Source organism: Noviherbaspirillum massiliense JC206 (genome assembly GCF_000312045.1).
GTDB lineage: Bacteria > Pseudomonadota > Gammaproteobacteria > Burkholderiales > Burkholderiaceae_D > Noviherbaspirillum > Noviherbaspirillum massiliense.
This window is the reverse complement of the sequence record NZ_HE978635.1, coordinates 2,751-19,287: the sequence shown is the minus strand read 5'-3', so window position 1 is coordinate 19,287 and position 16,537 is coordinate 2,751. Positions and strand designations below refer to the sequence as shown.

Annotated in this window: 17 protein-coding genes and 1 pseudogene; 7 read left to right on the top strand and 11 right to left on the bottom strand. The window is 60.2% G+C overall.

Features of this window, described 5'->3' with window-relative positions; all coding sequences use genetic code 11:
* Positions 1-110 precede the first annotated feature (110 nt).
* The 4 genes from HGHM_RS15540 to HGHM_RS15525 all read left to right on the top strand — a co-directional run bounded on the left by HGHM_RS15540 (position 111) and on the right by HGHM_RS15525 (position 3,363).
* Positions 111-1,295, top strand: coding sequence for a GGDEF domain-containing protein (locus HGHM_RS15540; RefSeq protein ID WP_019142471.1), 1,185 nt, complete (start codon positions 111-113; stop codon positions 1,293-1,295).
* A gap of 36 nt (positions 1,296-1,331) precedes the next feature.
* On the top strand, positions 1,332-2,102 hold the full coding sequence (locus HGHM_RS15535; protein WP_019142470.1) for a 2-keto-4-pentenoate hydratase: 771 nt from the start codon (positions 1,332-1,334) through the stop codon (positions 2,100-2,102).
* A gap of 124 nt (positions 2,103-2,226) precedes the next feature.
* Positions 2,227-2,412 carry a hypothetical protein gene (locus tag HGHM_RS15530; protein ID WP_019142469.1) on the top strand — a complete coding sequence of 62 codons (186 nt, stop codon included), beginning with the start codon at positions 2,227-2,229 and terminating at the stop codon, positions 2,410-2,412.
* 84 nt (positions 2,413-2,496) lie between these two features.
* The gene (locus tag HGHM_RS15525) at positions 2,497-3,363 is read left to right on the top strand and encodes a BKACE family enzyme (RefSeq protein WP_019142468.1); all 867 of its coding nucleotides are present in this window, start codon (positions 2,497-2,499) and stop codon (positions 3,361-3,363) included.
* Here the strand turns inward: HGHM_RS15525 and HGHM_RS21510 are convergent.
* Entirely contained in the window at positions 3,347-3,814 is a 468-nt protein-coding gene (locus HGHM_RS21510; protein WP_019142467.1) for an MgtC/SapB family protein, read from the bottom strand. The two genes, HGHM_RS15525 and HGHM_RS21510, sit on opposite strands and share 17 nt — an antisense overlap.
* A gap of 328 nt (positions 3,815-4,142) precedes the next feature.
* Here HGHM_RS21510 and HGHM_RS15510 point away from each other — a divergent pair, with 328 nt between their 5' ends.
* Positions 4,143-6,980, top strand: a complete 2,838-nt coding sequence (locus tag HGHM_RS15510; protein ID WP_081583588.1) for a sensor domain-containing protein — start codon at positions 4,143-4,145, stop codon at positions 6,978-6,980.
* Between the two features lie 12 nt (positions 6,981-6,992).
* On the opposite strand, the gene HGHM_RS15505 is transcribed toward HGHM_RS15510, so the two are convergent.
* Positions 6,993-7,406, bottom strand: coding sequence for a hypothetical protein (locus HGHM_RS15505; RefSeq protein WP_019142464.1), 414 nt, complete (start codon positions 7,404-7,406; stop codon positions 6,993-6,995).
* Positions 7,407-7,578: 172 nt separating this feature from the next.
* Positions 7,579-7,794 (bottom strand): hypothetical protein, encoded by a 216-nt coding sequence (locus tag HGHM_RS21505; protein ID WP_019142463.1) that lies wholly within the window; start codon positions 7,792-7,794, stop codon positions 7,579-7,581.
* 930 nt (positions 7,795-8,724) lie between these two features.
* Between HGHM_RS21505 and HGHM_RS21500 the strand changes: the two genes are divergently transcribed.
* The gene (locus HGHM_RS21500) at positions 8,725-10,134 is read left to right on the top strand and encodes a hypothetical protein (protein WP_019142462.1); all 1,410 of its coding nucleotides are present in this window, start codon (positions 8,725-8,727) and stop codon (positions 10,132-10,134) included.
* Between the two features lie 107 nt (positions 10,135-10,241).
* Here HGHM_RS21500 and HGHM_RS15490 read toward each other — a convergent pair whose 3' ends face one another.
* The 3 genes from HGHM_RS15490 to HGHM_RS15480 all read right to left on the bottom strand — a co-directional run bounded on the left by HGHM_RS15490 (position 10,242) and on the right by HGHM_RS15480 (position 11,965).
* Positions 10,242-10,643, bottom strand: a complete 402-nt coding sequence (locus tag HGHM_RS15490; RefSeq protein ID WP_026076086.1) for a thioredoxin family protein — start codon at positions 10,641-10,643, stop codon at positions 10,242-10,244.
* 180 nt (positions 10,644-10,823) lie between these two features.
* Complete coding sequence (locus HGHM_RS15485) at positions 10,824-11,348, bottom strand: carboxymuconolactone decarboxylase family protein (protein ID WP_019142460.1); 525 nt, start codon at positions 11,346-11,348, stop codon at positions 10,824-10,826.
* A gap of 68 nt (positions 11,349-11,416) precedes the next feature.
* A complete protein-coding gene (locus HGHM_RS15480; RefSeq protein ID WP_019142459.1) occupies positions 11,417-11,965 on the bottom strand; it encodes a peroxiredoxin in 549 nt (182 codons plus the stop codon).
* Positions 11,966-12,337: 372 nt separating this feature from the next.
* Here HGHM_RS15480 and HGHM_RS15475 point away from each other — a divergent pair, with 372 nt between their 5' ends.
* Entirely contained in the window at positions 12,338-13,117 is a 780-nt protein-coding gene (locus HGHM_RS15475; protein ID WP_026076085.1) for an SDR family oxidoreductase, read from the top strand.
* A gap of 30 nt (positions 13,118-13,147) precedes the next feature.
* Here the strand turns inward: HGHM_RS15475 and HGHM_RS15470 are convergent, their stop codons facing one another.
* The 5 genes and pseudogenes from HGHM_RS15470 to HGHM_RS23625 form a co-directional block, all read right to left on the bottom strand.
* Entirely contained in the window at positions 13,148-14,086 is a 939-nt protein-coding gene (locus tag HGHM_RS15470) for a 2-hydroxyacid dehydrogenase (protein ID WP_019142457.1), read from the bottom strand.
* 101 nt (positions 14,087-14,187) lie between these two features.
* Positions 14,188-14,796 carry a hypothetical protein gene (locus HGHM_RS15465; protein WP_019142456.1) on the bottom strand — a complete coding sequence of 203 codons (609 nt, stop codon included), beginning with the start codon at positions 14,794-14,796 and terminating at the stop codon, positions 14,188-14,190.
* Positions 14,797-15,280: 484 nt separating this feature from the next.
* Complete coding sequence (locus HGHM_RS23225; RefSeq protein WP_148415679.1) at positions 15,281-15,691, bottom strand: hypothetical protein; 411 nt, start codon at positions 15,689-15,691, stop codon at positions 15,281-15,283.
* 287 nt (positions 15,692-15,978) lie between these two features.
* On the bottom strand, positions 15,979-16,227 hold the full coding sequence (locus HGHM_RS23220; RefSeq protein WP_148415677.1) for a hypothetical protein: 249 nt from the start codon (positions 16,225-16,227) through the stop codon (positions 15,979-15,981).
* A gap of 105 nt (positions 16,228-16,332) precedes the next feature.
* Positions 16,333-16,537: pseudogene (locus tag HGHM_RS23625) on the bottom strand (hypothetical protein); the annotation flags it as partial.

Below are 16,537 nucleotides of genomic sequence, written 5' to 3'. Positions count from 1 at the left end.
CCGCGGCCGGAGGCGGGAATGTGCGCTGAACGACGCCCTCCGCTGCTTACCGCTTTGCTTTACACTTCTCTCCTTTCTCCTTTGATAACCGCCGGCCGATTCGCGCGCCTATGTTGAGTGCATTCAGCATCTTTATGCTTGGGGCGCTGTTTTGCGTCGTTCCGCTGCTTGTTCTGAGTTCCCTTCTGCGCAGCGGCATCCCGGGCATCCGGGAATGGTCAGCGGCCAGCGTGATCGGCATTGCGGCCTATGTGCTCTATGCCTATGGGCGCGCGCTGCCGCCGTTCCTCGCGTATGAAGCCGCCAATACCGTCTATGCCGTGGCCGGCGCTGCCGTGCTCGCCGGCTTCCGGCGCTTCGTCGGTCGCAACGTGCCCTGGATCTTGCTGGGGGTCGGACTTGCCAGCCACACCATCGCGATTGCGCTCTTCCATTACCGCTTCGATTCATACGTGCTGCGCACGGTCACCGTGGCGGTTTTTCAGGGCGCGGTCTGCCTCGCCATCGCACTGGCCGTCCTGCAGTCGCGCCGGTCCTGGCGCTCGCGCTATCCCTACGTGTTCACTGCGGCGATCGCCCTGGTGGTCGCGCTCGGCCACCTGATTCGCTGCCTCGTGTACATGAAGAACTCCGGCGAGATCAGTTCCCTGCTCCAGCCTTCGCCCTGGAACCTTGTCTTCGTGTCCGCCGGCACCACCGTCATACCAGTCCTGATCCTGGGAGGCGTGATGATGGCGCACGACAGGATGATGGCCAAGGCCGAGCATGCAGCCAACCGTGATTTCCTGACCGGGGCATGGTCGCGCCGTGCCTTCTTCGAGTTCGCCGAGCGCGAGGTCCAGCGCGCGCAGCGTGCCGGGCGCAAGCTCTCGCTCCTCGTATTCGATGTCGATCACTTCAAGAGCATCAACGACACCTATGGCCATGCGGCCGGCGACCGGGTGCTCGCCGACATCGGCGGCCGTGCCGCAGCCGTGGTGCGCAATATCGATTATTTCGCGCGCATCGGCGGCGAGGAATTCGCAGTGCTGCTGCCGGAAGCGGACCGCGCCGCCGGCCTGATCGTCGCCGAGCGCCTGCGCGCAGCCTTGCATCGCGCGGAAGCCCACGGCAATGAAAAGGCCGGGACAATCCCGCCCATGGCTTACTCGGTAAGCATAGGCGTGGCCACGCTCGAAGCTTCGGAAAGCCTGGCGGAACTGATGCACCGGGCCGATGCCGCCCTGTACGAGGCCAAGGCGGCCGGCCGCAATACCGTGATATGGGCGCCGCAGATAAAGGAGGCATGTGCCTGAACGGCGCATGCCCGTTTCCACGTGAAGGATGCAAAGATGAAACTGCCGAAAACAGCTGCCGCGGCACAGCTTCTCCTGGCTGCCCGCAAGAGCGGCGCGCCGATTCCCTCGCTGCCGGAAGAGTACATGCCGGTGGACGGGGCGGAGGCTTACGAGATCCAGGAATACGTGGCCGAAGCGCTCGGGCCGGTCGGCGGCTGGAAGGTCGGCGCAAAGGGTCCGGGCATGCCGCCGAGCTGCGCGTCCCTGCCGGCAGCGTTGATGTACCGCAGTCGCGCCTCGCTTTCTGCGCACGCCTATGGCATGCGCGGCATCGAGGCGGAAATCGCCGTCCGCCTCGACCGCGACCTGCCGCCGCGCGACGAGCCTTACAGCGTGGATGAAGTGATGGCGTCAGTGGGCAGCATCCATCCGGCAATCGAAATCGTCACTTCCCGCTTCTCCGCGCAGGCCGATCCGCTGGCCGGCCTGGCCGACTCCCTGAGCAATGGCGGTTTCGTTTATGGCGAGGGCCGCAGCACGCAGCTTGCCATCGACCAGACCACACAGGCAGTCGAGCTGTATTTCGATGACCGCAAAGTTGCAGCGGCTGTCGGCGGCAATCCGGCCGGCGACATCTGGCCCCTGCTTGCCTGGCTGGCCAACCACGTTGCCGAGTGGTGCGATGGCTTGCGTGCCGGCCAGATCATCACGACCGGCTCCTGCACCGGCCTGCTGTTGGCCGACCCCGGCACCCGCATCCGGGCAGTCTTCCCCGGACTGGGCGAAGTGGAACTCGCCTTCGATCAGGCTGCGCCGCAGACCTGACATGCGCTTCACAAGCGAGTCGCAGCGGCAAGCCGCCCGCACTCGCAAACCCTCCACGGCTTGATGGAGATCACCGCTTCGCGCTCGCGGCTCCATATACTGGACTGAGCAAGGAGGGTGCGAAATGCTGTTTCTCGACAAGCTGGACGACAACCAGAGCCATGACATCCGGAAAATCGTCGGCGCGGAAACCTTCGGCATCAATGAAGTCGACCCGCAACCGGATGGCACGATTTTCCTGGAGGGATATTTCACCGCCAGGGAAATTGCCTTGATTGCCGAGATGTCGCAACGCCTGTTGCGACAGTGACGAGAGACCTCCTTCCCTGACTCCGATCGTCCGCCGGAGTCGTGCATGCACTTGAACAGTCTGCTGTCATCACAAGGAGGTCTCATGAGGCCAGTCACCATTGCAGTTGCCATCACCGGTTCGGTGCCGCGCAAGAAGGACACGCCCGCCATTCCGGTCACCGTTTCCGAGCAAATCGAATCCACCCATGAAGCCTTCGAGGCAGGCGCGTCCCTGGTCCATATCCATGTGCGCAATCCGGATGAAAGCCCGTCATCCGATCCGGAGCTGTTTGCAGCGGTGCAGGACGGCGTGCGCAAGCATTGCCCGGGCATGATCGTGCAATTCTCCACCGGCGGCCGCGGCCGCGACCAGAATGCGCGCGGCGCTGCCTTGTACCTCAAGCCGGACATGGCATCGCTCGCTACCGGATCGGTGAATTTCCCGAGCATCATTTATGAAAACCCGCCGGCGCTGGTGGAGGATCTCGCGCGGCGCATGAAGGAGCTCGGCATCCTGCCGGAAATCGAGATCTTCGACCTGTCCCACATCCATGCGATGCGTCGCCTGGTTGAGCTGGGCTTGATCAGCGAACGCCCGCATGTGCAATTCGTCACGGGCATCAAGAATGCGATGCCGGCGGAAGAACCCCTGATCGACCTCCTGCTCGGAGAACTCAAGCGCGTCCTGCCGCAGGCGACCTGGACCGCTGCCGGCATCGGGCGTCACCAGGCCGAAATGATCGAAGCAGTCCTCAAGCGCAAGGGCGATGCGATCCGCACCGGACTGGAAGACAATATCCGCGTCAGCAAGGACAGGCTGGCGAAGAACAATGCGGAACTGGTGCAGATCGCCGCTGAACTGTGCGCCCGCTACGATGCACGCCCGGCGACGCCGGCCGAAGCCCGCGCCATGCTCGGCCTGCCCGCCCATGCGGAAGCGGAAGCGCCGGCGGTCACGGCTTGTGTCTGATTGCCGCCAGGATCAGCAAGGCCAGAATCGTACTGAGGATGGCCGTCATTTCCCGGCCCATCCCGGCGGCGATGCCGATGGCGGCAGTCAGCCAGATGCTCGCCGCCGTGGTAAGTCCACGGATTTCGCGCTCTTCCGACAGCTTGATGATGGCGCCCGCGCCAAGAAAGCCGATACCCGAGACCACGCCCTGCAGCACCCGGCTCATGTCGGCGACCGACATGCCCATTTGGATGGGTACCAGCACGAATAGCGCCGCGCCCAGGGCGACCAGCATATGGGTGCGCAAGCCGGCCGACGTGCCCCTGAGTTCGCGCTCGTAGCCGAGCAGGCTTCCCAGCGCGACCGCGACCAGGAGCCGCACGCACACCCGGGTGACTTGCGCAACATCCGGCAGGTCGGAAAATTCTTCCTGCAGGGTCATGCGCACTTCCATCCACCATGCCGCCATCTGTCCTCCGTTCGCCGTACTGTCTATGCGAAATAGATATCAGAAAAGACGCACACGGCCATGGTTCCCTGTCAGCCAATGGGCTTATCGTCCTGCCATGTGTCTCGCGCGCACTGGAGTTTCGTCCTGAATTGCTTTAAAGTTTCCCCCTTGCAATACGGCTGCCCCGCCTGGACACATGCCGTGACTCGGCCGGCAACTTTCCGTGCCAGTCCGGCAAATACCGTGAACAAGGCTTGCCGCTGGCGCGACATCATTCCCCAACTTTGACGTGTTCCGGCATTCCCTGCCTGAAGCCGTCGCCGGTTGAAAGCAAGCACTCTAGGTCATGAATAAACCCTTACCGCCCGATCCGGACATGCCGAAGCAGGCCGCGACCATGCTTGCCGATACGGCACGCCTGCTGATATGGATGACGAATGCCGAGGACAAGGTGATTTACCTGAACCAGAGTGCTTCGGCGCTGATCGGGCAAACGGAGGAAATGCATATCTCGGAGTGGAACAAGTATGTCCATCCCGACGATCTCCCGCGAGTCCAGCCGATCGTGCAGCAGGCAAGGGCGGCACGCGGGGAATACCAGATCGAATACCGCATCGTCAAAAGCGACGGCACGGTGCGCTGGATGATGGGCTCGGCGGCGCCGCGCTTTTCGGACGCCGGCGAGTATCTCGGCTATAACGGTTTCGTCCAGGATGTCACCAGCAGGCATGAACTGGTGGAGCGCCTGTCCAAGAGCGAGGCCAGGCATCGCCTGCTCACCGAAAACAGCTTCGACCTGATCAGCCATTACGATCCGAGCGGCATCGTCCTCTATGTCTCGCCTTCGTACACCCGGCTGCTGGGCTACCAGCCATCGGACCTGGTCGGCACCAGGGTATATGACCATTTGCATCCGGATGATGTGCCCGCTATTCAGCAGGAAATATTCCGGCAGCTGCGGGATGGCGGGGAAGGCGGCCTGATCGAATTGCGCAAGCGCCACAAGGACGGCCATTACATCTGGATGGGAACGCTGGCGCGCGTACTGGTTGATCCGCAGACCAAACAGCGCAGCGGGATCGTTGCCGTGTCCCGCGACATCACCCTTGAGCGCCAGGTCAAGGAAGAACTGAGGAAATCGCGGGACCAGTTGTCGTCCGTCCTGGAAAGCATCAGCGATGCATTCTTCGCCGTCGACCAGCACTGGCGCGTCACTTATGTCAATCAAAAAACCGCGGAATTCATCGGCCGCAAGCGCGAAGACCTGGTCGGCAACCGGATCTGGGAAGCCGTGCCGGAGGTCGTCGCCTCTTCCGTGGCACCGTATTACCAGGAAGCGATGACAAGCCGCAAGCGGGTGTTCTTCGAGACCTATTACGAACCCGCGAGCGCCTGGCTCGAAGTACGCGTGTATCCGAACGACGACGGGCTCGCGGTCTTCTTCCACGACATCAGCTCGCGGCGCGAAGCGGAAGCTGCGATCAGGGAAAGCGAAAGCCGCTACCGCGAGGTAATCGAGATGACGCCGGTCGGTTACGTCCTGGCCGATGCAGAAGGCGTGCTCCGGCATGCCAACCCCGCGCTGTGCCGCATCTCCGGATATGGCGAGGACGAGCTGACCGGCCGCAGCATGACGCAACTATTCACGGAATCCCCCTGCGGCGGCGCCCTCGCCATCCGGCACGGCGCGACATCGGTGCAGGACAAGGAACTCGTACTCGTGCACAAGGACGGCAAGCACGTCTACGTGCTGGTCAATGCCAGCATCAAGCGCGATGCCGACGGCAATGCCATCTCGCTCACCGCTTTCATCACCGACATTACCGAGCGCAAGCATTCGGAAGCGCGGCTGGAACAGCTCGCCACCCACGACACCCTCACCAACCTGCCCAACCGGGTGCTGCTCAACGATCGCCTGCAGCAGATGCTCGATCGCGCTCCGCGCGGCAGTTCGGTAGCCGTGATGTTCATCGACCTCGACCGCTTCAAGGAAGTCAATGATTCGATGGGACATGACTGCGGCGATGTACTGCTGTGCGAAGTCGCTGCCCGTCTGCACCGCAACATGCGCCCGAGCGATGTAGTGGCGCGCCTGGGCGGCGATGAATTCGTGGTGGCGGCCCACTGCTCCGAAGGGCCGGAGTCAGCAGCGGCGATCGCGGACAAACTGCTGGCGTCGCTCGCCGTGCCGGTCGATATCGGCGGGCAGGAAATCTTCGTCAGCGCCTCCATCGGCATCAGCCTGTACCCGCAGGACGGGACAAGCAAGGAGCTGCTGTTCCAGAGCGCCGATACCGCCATGTATCGCGCCAAGGCGGCCGGGCGCAACGGCTTCCGCTTCTTCGAGGCGGAAATGAGCGCTGCCGCCAAGACCAGAATGGCACTGGAACATTCGCTGCGCCGCGCCCTCGAACGCAACGAATTCGAGCTGCACTACCAGCCGCGGATGAGCCTCAAAAGCATGGCCGTGGTCGGAATGGAAGCGCTGATACGCTGGAATCATCCCAGCCTCGGCCGCGTCTCGCCGCTGGAATTCATCCCGATCGCGGAAGAGCGCGGCCTGATCGAGCCGATCGGGCTGTGGGTGCTGCAGGAAGCCTGCGCCCAGACCCGACGCCTGATGGGCAAGTTCGGCCGTCCCCTGCGCATCTCGGTCAATCTCTCGGCACGCCAGCTGAAGAGCACCAGCCTGCGCGAGCAGGTGAAGTCGGTCCTCAAGAGCGTGAATCTTCCACCCCACCTGCTGGAACTGGAGCTTACCGAAAGCGCCCTGATCGAAGACATCGAACTGTCTGCCGGGGTGCTCAAGGAATTGAAGGAACTCGGCGTGGTGCTGTCCGTCGACGACTTCGGCACCGGCTACTCGGGCCTGGCCTACCTGCAGCGCTTCCCGCTCGATATCCTGAAACTCGACCGCAGCTTCGTCGAACAGCAGGTCGACGGCAGCAGGAATTTCAGGTTCATCAAGGCCTTCATCGACATGGCCCATGCGCTCAATCTCTCGGTCGTGGCCGAAGGCGTGGAAAGCGTCGATACCCTGCAATTCCTGCGCGTATCCGCATGCGATGAAGCCCAGGGCTATCTGTTTGCGAAGCCGCTTTCGATCGATGATCTGGAAACCTTCCTGTCGCGCCTGCCTGCTCCCGCAGGCGCGGGGAATGCCGCGCTGCCGCAACAGCCGTGAGGATGGCGGGACTCAGTACTTCCTGATCCTGAAATCGTGCCGCAGCACGATGCGGGTGGACGCGATCAGGCTGCTCAAGCCCAGTATCAGCTGTGTCATGGTATGGCCGGGCAAGGACCAGATGCGGGAAGCCGGCGCTTCCATCCTGGTCGCCGCCATGATCAGCGGCGTCACCCATTCCGCTTCCGGTGTCACATCGAGCAGGATCTCGCCTTCCGGCGTAGTGTGCATGTAAATCTCGCCGCCCTCGGCAAGCGCAAAGCAGATGCCGTAGCCCGGCGCATTCACATTCTTGACGGTGCGCTGGAGTTCGCGGTTGTAATTGTCGATCCAGGCTTCGACATCATAGGTCGTTTTGAGGACGATCCAGGGCCGCTCGGGAGGCTGGTCGGTTTCGTCCGGCTGGCTCGGATCGGTATCGCGCATCGTATTGCTCCGTGATTCCTTGCAGGACCGGATAGGATACGCCCAAAGCGCGGAGAGTGTGATGGGTCTTTCACCCACCTGGCCTCATGCCGGAATAAATCCATTTCTGCAGCAGCGACGCGGGGTTGCGCGCGGAAGCCGGAAGCGGCTGAATCCGGGCCGAGCTGCTTCGTCAGCCAGTTTTTTCCGGCTTCTCTGCCGCCACGCCGCGCAGGTCGCGCATGCAGACATCGGAAAGCTTGTGCATTCGAAGCAGCAAGGAGGCGCCGTCCGGCAGACTGCGATGCCCCAGCCTGCCGGAAATCGGAGCACCCACCTGCAACACAAAAGCCGGAGCGGCAGGATTTCCGGAGCCGGCTTTCCCTGACTGTTTGTATCGGTCGTCCATGATGATTCCCGCGAAAGTTACCAAGCTGCAGGGATTCAAGCATGCCGGATTGGCACGAACAACGGGAGTTACAAGTCGCAACGCTTTGGCGTTGCGTCCATGCCGAAAGTGGAATGAATGTGTCAAGTCGTAACAGATTCCGCTGCCGGAAGCACGCGGGTTTTACCTATCTCAAAATCTGTTTCCCTGCGCGCGCTACAGTCATTGGCAGAGCAAGGAGGGATTCCATGGAACGCGCTGATTCGATATTGGTAGGATGTTTCGTTGCACTGGTGATTGCAACGATCACCGCTGCCTTCCTTATTCCTCATTAAGCTGTGAACGCGTGACGGTTCACATCAATCGCGCCTCATCCCTTGATGCGCAAGAGGCGGCACGCGCATGCGTGCATGTGCATGTGTATGTGCATGCGACCGACAAGGTCGTGATCGCTTCGGCTGTCCTGGCAGCCCCCGAAGGCCAGCCTCGCCCTCTTCTTTGGTTTGTTCTTCAGTCCACGCCGAGTCCCATCGATTGGGATACCGGAAAAGACGCAGTCGATGCGTGCGTTCACCTCATGCACGCATAGATGCGAAGCTCTCGCCGCGCCAAGGCATCGCGCGCCTCATCCATTTGAATCACTGCCGAATTCAATCCGCGCTCTGCAGCGGCAGCACACATCTGTCGTATTCCAAACGTGTCTCTGCCATGCAGTGTCGCATTTGAAGCGATCTTCATCCGGTGCCTGCTGAAGCTTATTGGTGATCAATAACGTGGATAGGCAGACGTCGGAAAATCCAATCCATGGCCTCGCCGCATCCATCCGCTTTTTACAGATTGGATGAAGCGCTGGTTACGGCTTGCGGCCAGCAACCGCATCGACAATCCATAACAAAGAAACGACTAATCCCCAATGAAGAGCCTTATCGAATTCCATGCGGAGGAATCCGCATGATGCCGCTCCGTTTTCGTGCCAGTCGGCTTGCGCCGGCCCTGATCGCCATCAGCATGCTGTCTTCCTGTGGAGGTGGAGGCGGAGGCGGCGGCTCCAGTTCCGGCGACGGTTCCTTTACCAGTCCCTCCGGCGAGACAAAAGATTTGCCCCAAATGACGATGTCGTGCATCGATGCGACACAGTGCAGCGGAGGCAGCGTCATCCGCGTCGACAATGGTGTCGCGCTGACGAGTTCCGGCGTTCAGGTGTATGGCATATCCACGAGCGACCTGGCTAATCCGATCATTGACAAGACGAACGCGCACGGCCTTGCCCTGGCGTCTGGCGGCATCACGGAAGTCAGGGTCGACAAGGATGGCAATGGCGGCGTCACTCGCCTGGCCCTGATATTGCGCCAGCTCGGCATTTCCTGGGACGACAAGACCGAGCGCCCTCCCATCGTCGAGACGTTCCAGAATACGCAAGGCCGCATCAGGCTCGGCTCAAATGGCACGATCGTCCCGGAGCCGCTTCCGCCGAGTTCGGATCTCGTGTTCTACGACTGGGCAAGCAAGAGGGCCGCAGGCACGCAGCTGCACTATGCCAACAACCGTTATTTCCCGCGCGACGGCAATCCGCCGCGCTGTGCAGCGGGCGCTCCCTGCCCGAACTATGAAACGACGGGGCTGCAATCCAGCGCGGGCAACTGGCGGTCCGGTGGAACCACGCCGGACATCGTGAGCGCCTATCGTCTTCACGAGGATGGCGACATCCATGCCGGTGACGGGCCGCCCGATGCGAACGGCAACCCGACCATTCTGCCGGGGGGCGACGGTTACGGCGTCCCGCATCCGGGCTCGAAGGGCGAAAGGAGTTTCGATGGCTGGAGCTTCGAATATGCCAACCTGGCGGCCTGGTACACCCTGGACACGGTCTCGATCTACGAATGGAACGGCAGGGATGAGCATAACCAGAATCGCCGCGGCATCGTGGCATACGGCGATGTCACCGGAGCCGGACAGGTTCCGGATTCCGGCGCGGCGTCGTATTCCGGTGTCGTCTACGGCTGGTATGCCCGCAGCGCCGGCGACGATCCGGTGCGCTTCCATGGCACGGCCCTGATCAGCGCGGATTTCGCCTCGGGCGAAGCACTCGTGACGATCCAGAACACCATCGCCGACGACGGGTCCGCCGTCACCGTGCCTGCCGCGCTGACAGCGACGATCAAGACCGGCGCTGCTTCCAATTACCTGACGGGGGCCGCCGGGAATGCCAGCATGTCGGGAGGACTGAGCAGCCGCTATTTCGGACCGGTGGTGTCCACGGGAACGAGCGGAAGCGGGCCGGCCGAAATCGGCGGTGCTTTCTCGCTGTCGAATGCCGAGGGCGCAACCGGAATCGGCGGCTTTATCGCACGCAAGAAGTAGTGAGGGCCGGGACGCGGTCGCCATGGACCGCGCATACCGGCGACTCGTTCCCGCGCCAGCCATCATGCGCCCACGGGAATCGCCGAATGGCTTGCAGCGCGCGCTGCTCAGGCCAGCGGCTTGCCCGCGGCTTTCAGGCGCGCGTTGGCCACGGCCGCTTCGAACTGCGCATGACCATGCCAGCCGGTGGCGCGGCCAAGCTTCTTGCCGTTCTGGAAGAACATGAAGACGGGAATGCCGTGCAAGCCGAAGCGGCGCCCCAGTTCGGGATGAGCATAGACATTCGCATGCAGCCAGCTGAGGCCAAGTGCGCGAACCGGATCCGGGTTGGCCAGCATGGCTTTCTTGGCCACTTCGCAATTGAAGCAATCGACTCCCCAGAAAAACACGCAGACCAGCCGGTCGCCCGCTGCGGCAATCGCTGCATCGATGGAGCCGTTGTCCACTTCGCGCATGTCGAACGCGGCGAAGGCCGACATATCGGGCAGGGAATCTGGTGACTGGGTCATGAATTTGGCGTCCGCGTCGAACAAGCAGGAAGCACTGGCATCCCGGGTAACCCTGCTGTCTGAAGCAAGCTTGCAGCCGGAGGGCAACGCAATGCCGGCAACACATTGCCGGCATTTCCGAAGCGGCCGATTGCCTTGCGCAACCGGTTCGATCCGTCTTGCCAGCGACGCTGCAGGGAATTACTTGCCTTCCGCCGCGAGCACGTGCGCGGCAGCGGATACGACAGCGGCAATGCGGCCCACGTCGCGCAGCTGGGTCGCCGTCATGCCCGTCTCTTTCAGCAGCTTGTAATGCGACTGGATGCAGAAGTGGCATTTGCCGATGATGCTGGACGCCAGGGCGAACAGCTCGAAGCGCCGGCGCTCGACGCCGCCGTGCGTGGCATAGGCATTCATCCGCAATTCCGGACGCTGCGTCTTCAGGTCGTTGTCTTCGGCCATCTCGACATACGGATACCAGACATTGTTCATGCCCATCAGTGCGGCCGCGGTCAGCGCAGCATGGATGTCGGTGTCATTCAGCTGGCCCGAGTTGCGGACTGCATCCACCAGCACTTTCGACTTGGCCGAAACGGCGGCGGCGAGCATGGCGCCAAGCGCGTCGGCCGGATCGAGGCTCGAACGCGCAACCACGGAGTCCAGGTTCAGCCGGATGTCCTTCGCATAGTCGGGAATCTGCTCCTTGATCGAGTTCAGAAATTCCATCTTTCGTCCTCTTCAGTGCAGCGCAAGCGGCAGCGCGAGCCGCGGCTGCCGCTTGCCAGCGTTCGGATTTACAGGGTTTCGCCGCCGACTGCACGATTGCAGGGGCAGAGCTCGTCGGTTTGCAGGCCGTCCAGCAGGCGCAGGATTTCTTGCGGGCTGCGGCCGACGTTCAGGTTGTTGACCGAGACGTGCTGGATGGTGTTGTCCGGATCCACGATGAAGGTGGCGCGCAATGCGACGCCGGAAGATTTTTCGCGCACGCCGAGCTGGTCGATCAGCGAACCCGTGGTATCGCCGAACTGCCAGTGGTTCAGGCCGCTCAGGTCCTTGTGCTCGCGGCGCCAGCCGAGCTTCGAGAATTCGTTGTCGGTGTTGCCGCCCATGAGCACGGCATCGCGGTCCTCAAAGTCTTTGGCCAGCTGCGCGAACCCGACGATTTCGGTCGGGCAGACGAAGGTGAAATCTTTCGGATAGAAGTAAATGATCTTCCATTTTCCGGGGAAGGACTTTTCGGTAATGGTTTCGAAGGCGGACTGGCCTTTTTCTTCGTGATTGTTGAAGCCGGGCTTCACGCCGGTAACGCTGAATGCTTCGAGTTTGTCGCCTACTGTTTTCATTTCACACTCCTTTTCAGGTGGTTGACATGCAAACAAGAGCTGACAGTTTACTGAAATCCCTCAAGCATCTGAAATCGGATTTGCCTTCAAAATTTATAGACAAAGACTATTGAAAGATTTCCTCATGGTTCGGTTATTTTCATGTCTGCCAGCATTTCGGAACTGAGCTATTGCGTTCATATTGGTAATGAACCATTCGACCTGCTTTATGAAGGCCGGTTTCAGCCGACTTGCCGCGATCCATGGCCCGTGTTCGTGCAGACCACATTCTTGCGGGCATCAATTGACTTCCGCGTGGCTCGGCGTGACCGGACCAAGGTTATGCTGGTGATTCTTTCTTCTTCGACCAACCTATCCTTACGGGAACCAACCATGGCCTCCAATCACCCTCACAACAGGATTGCCCTCGTTACCGGCGCAGGTTCCGGCATCGGCCGGGCGACTGCCCATGCCTTGCTGGCGGCCGGCTGGCGTGTCGTGTTTGCCGGCCGGCGTGCCGAAGTTCTGGAGGAATCAATCCGCACGGCGGGCGATCCGTTCGGCGACATCGGCATGCGCGCGCTTGCCATACCCGCGGATGTCAGCAAGGCCGACTCCGTCGCGCAGCTGTTCGCGAAGACGCAGGACAGCTTCGGCCGGCTCGACCTCCTGTTCAACAACGCCGGCATCAATGCGCCCGGCGTGGAACTGGATGAACTGCCGCTGGAGCGCTGGCAAGCCGTGGTCGACATCAACCTCACCGGCGCCTTCCTCTGCACCCAGGCCGCGTTCCGGCTGATGAAGACGCAAACGCCGCGCGGCGGCAGGATCATCAACAATGGTTCGATCTCGGCGCATGCTCCGCGCCCCGGTTCGGTTGCCTATACCGCCACCAAGCACGCGATTACCGGGTTGACGAAATCCGCCTCGCTGGATGGCCGCAAGCATGACATTGCCGTCGGCCAGATCGATATCGGCAATGCGCTGACCGACATGGGCGGACGCATGGCGAAAGGCGTGCCGCAAGCCGACGGCGAAATCAGGGTCGAGCCGGTGATGGATGTGAAGCATGTCGCCGATTCGGTCGTCCACATGGCCAGCCTGCCGCTTGAAGCCAATGTGCAGTTCATGACCGTGATGGCGACCAAGATGCCATTCATCGGTCGCGGCTGACGGATGCAGGCAGGACTGCCCGCGCCCGCGTCAGGCAATCGGCGTTTCCAGCCGCCCCTTCGTGAAATAGCTGCGCAGGTTGGCCAGTACCAGGTCGGCCATCGCCTGCCGCGTCTCGCGCGTGCCGCTGGCGATATGCGGCAGCAGCACGACGTTGTCCAGAGCCAGCAATTCCTGCGGCACCTGCGGCTCATTCTCGAACACGTCCAGCGCCGCGCCGGCGATGCGCCGCTCGCTCAGGGCAGAAACCAGCGCCCGCTCGTCGACCACGCTGCCGCGCGCGATATTGATCAGGAAGCCATCCGGCCCGAGCGACTGCAGCACTTCCGCCGATACGAGGTGCCGGGTTGCCGCGCCGCCGGCGCATGCCACCACCAGAAAATCCGCCCACTCGGCGAGCGACGCAGCCGAAGCCTCGTAAGTCCAGGGAACATCCGGCACCGGCCGGCGCGAGTGGTAGCGTACGTCCATCTCGAACCCGGCCGAGCGCCGCGCGATCGTCTGTCCGATGCGCCCGAGCCCGAGTATGCCCAGGCGTTTGCCGGATACCCGCGTGGTAAGCGGGAAGATGCCCCGTTCCCAGTCGCCGCGGCGCACGAAGCGGTCGGCTGCCGAAATGCCGCGCGCCACATCGATCAGCAAGCCGAAGGCCAGGTCGGCCACGCAATCGTTCAGCACATCCGGCGTATTGCTGACCACCACGCCGCGCCGCCGTGCCGATTCCAGATCCAGCGTCTCGTAGCCGACCCCGAAGCTCGCGATGACCTTCAGCGCCGGCAGCGCCTCGATCAGCGCCGCATCGGCGCCGACGCGGGCGGAAGTCACCAGTCCTGAAAATTCGCTTCCATGCCGCGCGAGAAAGGCTTGCGGGTCGGCTTCCTTCCACAGAGGGTGGACATCGAATTCGGCGGCGATCGCCGCTTCAAGAGAAGACAACAGGCGGCCATGCTGCAGCAGGCGAGGTTTCATGGTGATCCTTGTCTTGCAGTGAGAAAGAAGCGATTGTCGCTCGTAATTCAGCCGCCGTCACATTACGGGCTTTTTCGGCGGATCGGCTCCGTGCCCGGCACTTACTGCGGCCACCGCCCCAACTCAAGCATGCGCTTCCTGATCGCGGGCTCCCAGCCGCTGCCGGCGCTGGCCTTGTTCAGCCACTGCAGCATGTCCAGCTCGGTCGGGTGCTGCACCCTGGTGACGCTGTAGTTCAGCGTCTTGCCCATCTTTTGCAACAAGCTTTGCTGGTACTGGGAATATTCCAGGCTGCCGATGTATTTGATCTGGCCCGGCTTGACTTCATAGGTAAAACCTTCTTCGCGGTGCAAGCCATGGAACAGCTGGCCGACGCGGAACGAGACCAGACGGTAAGTGCCGGGCTTCAGGTTCGGGACCACAAAATAATTGTTGTCCAGGATGTAGCTTTTCTCGCCTACATTCCCGAAACGCACCGCTTGCGCCTCATTCCGGAATTCCACGTTGCGTAGATTTAGCACCAGTTTTTCCGGGTTGAGGGCGGGATCGCCCGGGTATTCCAGCCGGCCGATGATCATGCCCGTGTCGGCCCCTTCCTTCCTGGGCAGGCGCCAGCTGTTGGCTTCGGGTTTGACGGTTTCACAGCCCGCTATCGAGAGGGCAATAGCCAGGCAAGATGCCAATGCAGCCAGCCGCTTGATGGATACCATTGTGCGAATTTCCCTTTCGCCTAGTTAGTTTGAATTTGATGCTTGTTTCTCTGGGAACGCCTGCTCTTTCTCGCTTAGTCAACAGCAAATAGGCAGTTCAATGTAAATGGGAGGCAAGATTCGGCTTCTATTTCCATGATCACGATCAGCTGGCTACGCGCGGATCATGCACCCCGACAGGGACCACAATCGCCATCTTGGATAGTCTCCTCCTACGTCAAGTGAACGGCGATACCTGTCCCTGCTCTTAATCCAATCATCGATTCGACGAGACGAATTTGTTATGAAGGCGTATTGCATTTAATGGTCGAACGGTGCGTGGAACGCACCCCACACTTGCTGTCGCGTTCGGCCTACGATGTGCAAAACAATGGGCTGACGAACTTCGAGATTCCCTGCTTTACGTATATCTCACTAGTACGGCCATATCGGGGAATGTGGGCCCGAGCTTCCAAATTTGAATGCAATGTGCTCAATGTCGCCCTTACTCAGTGAATTCTTCGCCATGCTTTTTCATTAATTGCTTCTCTGCTCTACACTTTGTGGACAGGCTCGATGCGAATGGAAGATTTTTATGACGGGTCAGTTCCAAAATTAGGTCATTTGCAGCGCGAAAATCGTGCTCCTCTGCTGACCAACTACAGATGCGTTGAGCTAAATTTTTATAATCGGGCGCGTCTATCAAAGCCTGTAGGTCCTTATAACCTCTAATTAAGGGAATAATGTACGTACCTGCGATATCCTCTGACGTTTCCGCGCCAATCAGCATGCCGTATTTTTTGGGATTCAAAACAACACGACCTGCGGCAACGTCGCCGTTGTCAAGAGCCAAATGCAAAAGATGATCTAATACGTCTCTGTCGTCGAATAGAGGGCCATCTAGGTCATATTTCATTTCATTTCGCTTGTCAGGTATCTCTACTAATAAGCGAAGTTCCTCCTCGTTCTTGAGGCCAAACGTTTTTGGGATGACTAGCGAATAGCAGACTCGGCACCGCACTCCTTTAACAAGCTTAAATCCGTTCCATCCATTTAAGTTCGAAATAGCAGATGGCCACTCCACTCGCGGTTTCGTAAAAGCATTATTGGCCATCACCAATAAACAAATCAATGCCGGTAGGACTACACGGCAACACATTCGAATATTTATCATTATTTTCAAACCTCTTAATCTGTTTTTACTTAATTGTTCTTGTCGTTGTAATAGGGCCACCAATCGCGTGCGGGTAACTGAATAAAGGTCCCTTCTTTTCCTCCACTATTCAAGCTAGGCAACTGCTCTCTAATAAAGTTTTCGAATCCTTTCTTACCGCTTGCACCAATAAAATTTGAATCAACGCTAGTAAGACAAGCTTCAGAACCAAACGGTCCGCCGTAGTGAATACGTTCACTTCTGACGGTTACATTTTTTCCGTCTTTAGTAACTGTCAAAGAATCCTTAGCTTTCTGCCCGATATCCGTAATTGAAATTCCATGTTTAGTGCCCCAATCACTTATGTCATTTACCTGCACCGTTAAATAGGGGACAGACCACGATTATTCTTTTTGGTGCTGTCGCTCCCTAGGTCGGCCCGCCTTTCCCTTTACCACTCGCCGCCCCACCATTCTTTCAATCTCCGCCTGGAACCGGTTGGTACCCAATACATAGTTACCATTGGTCGCGCTGCGAATTTGCTTCAGGATCTCATCATCCATATGCGCCTTGAACAGGCCGCGATAGGCTTCCTGTCTGCTCGCCCCA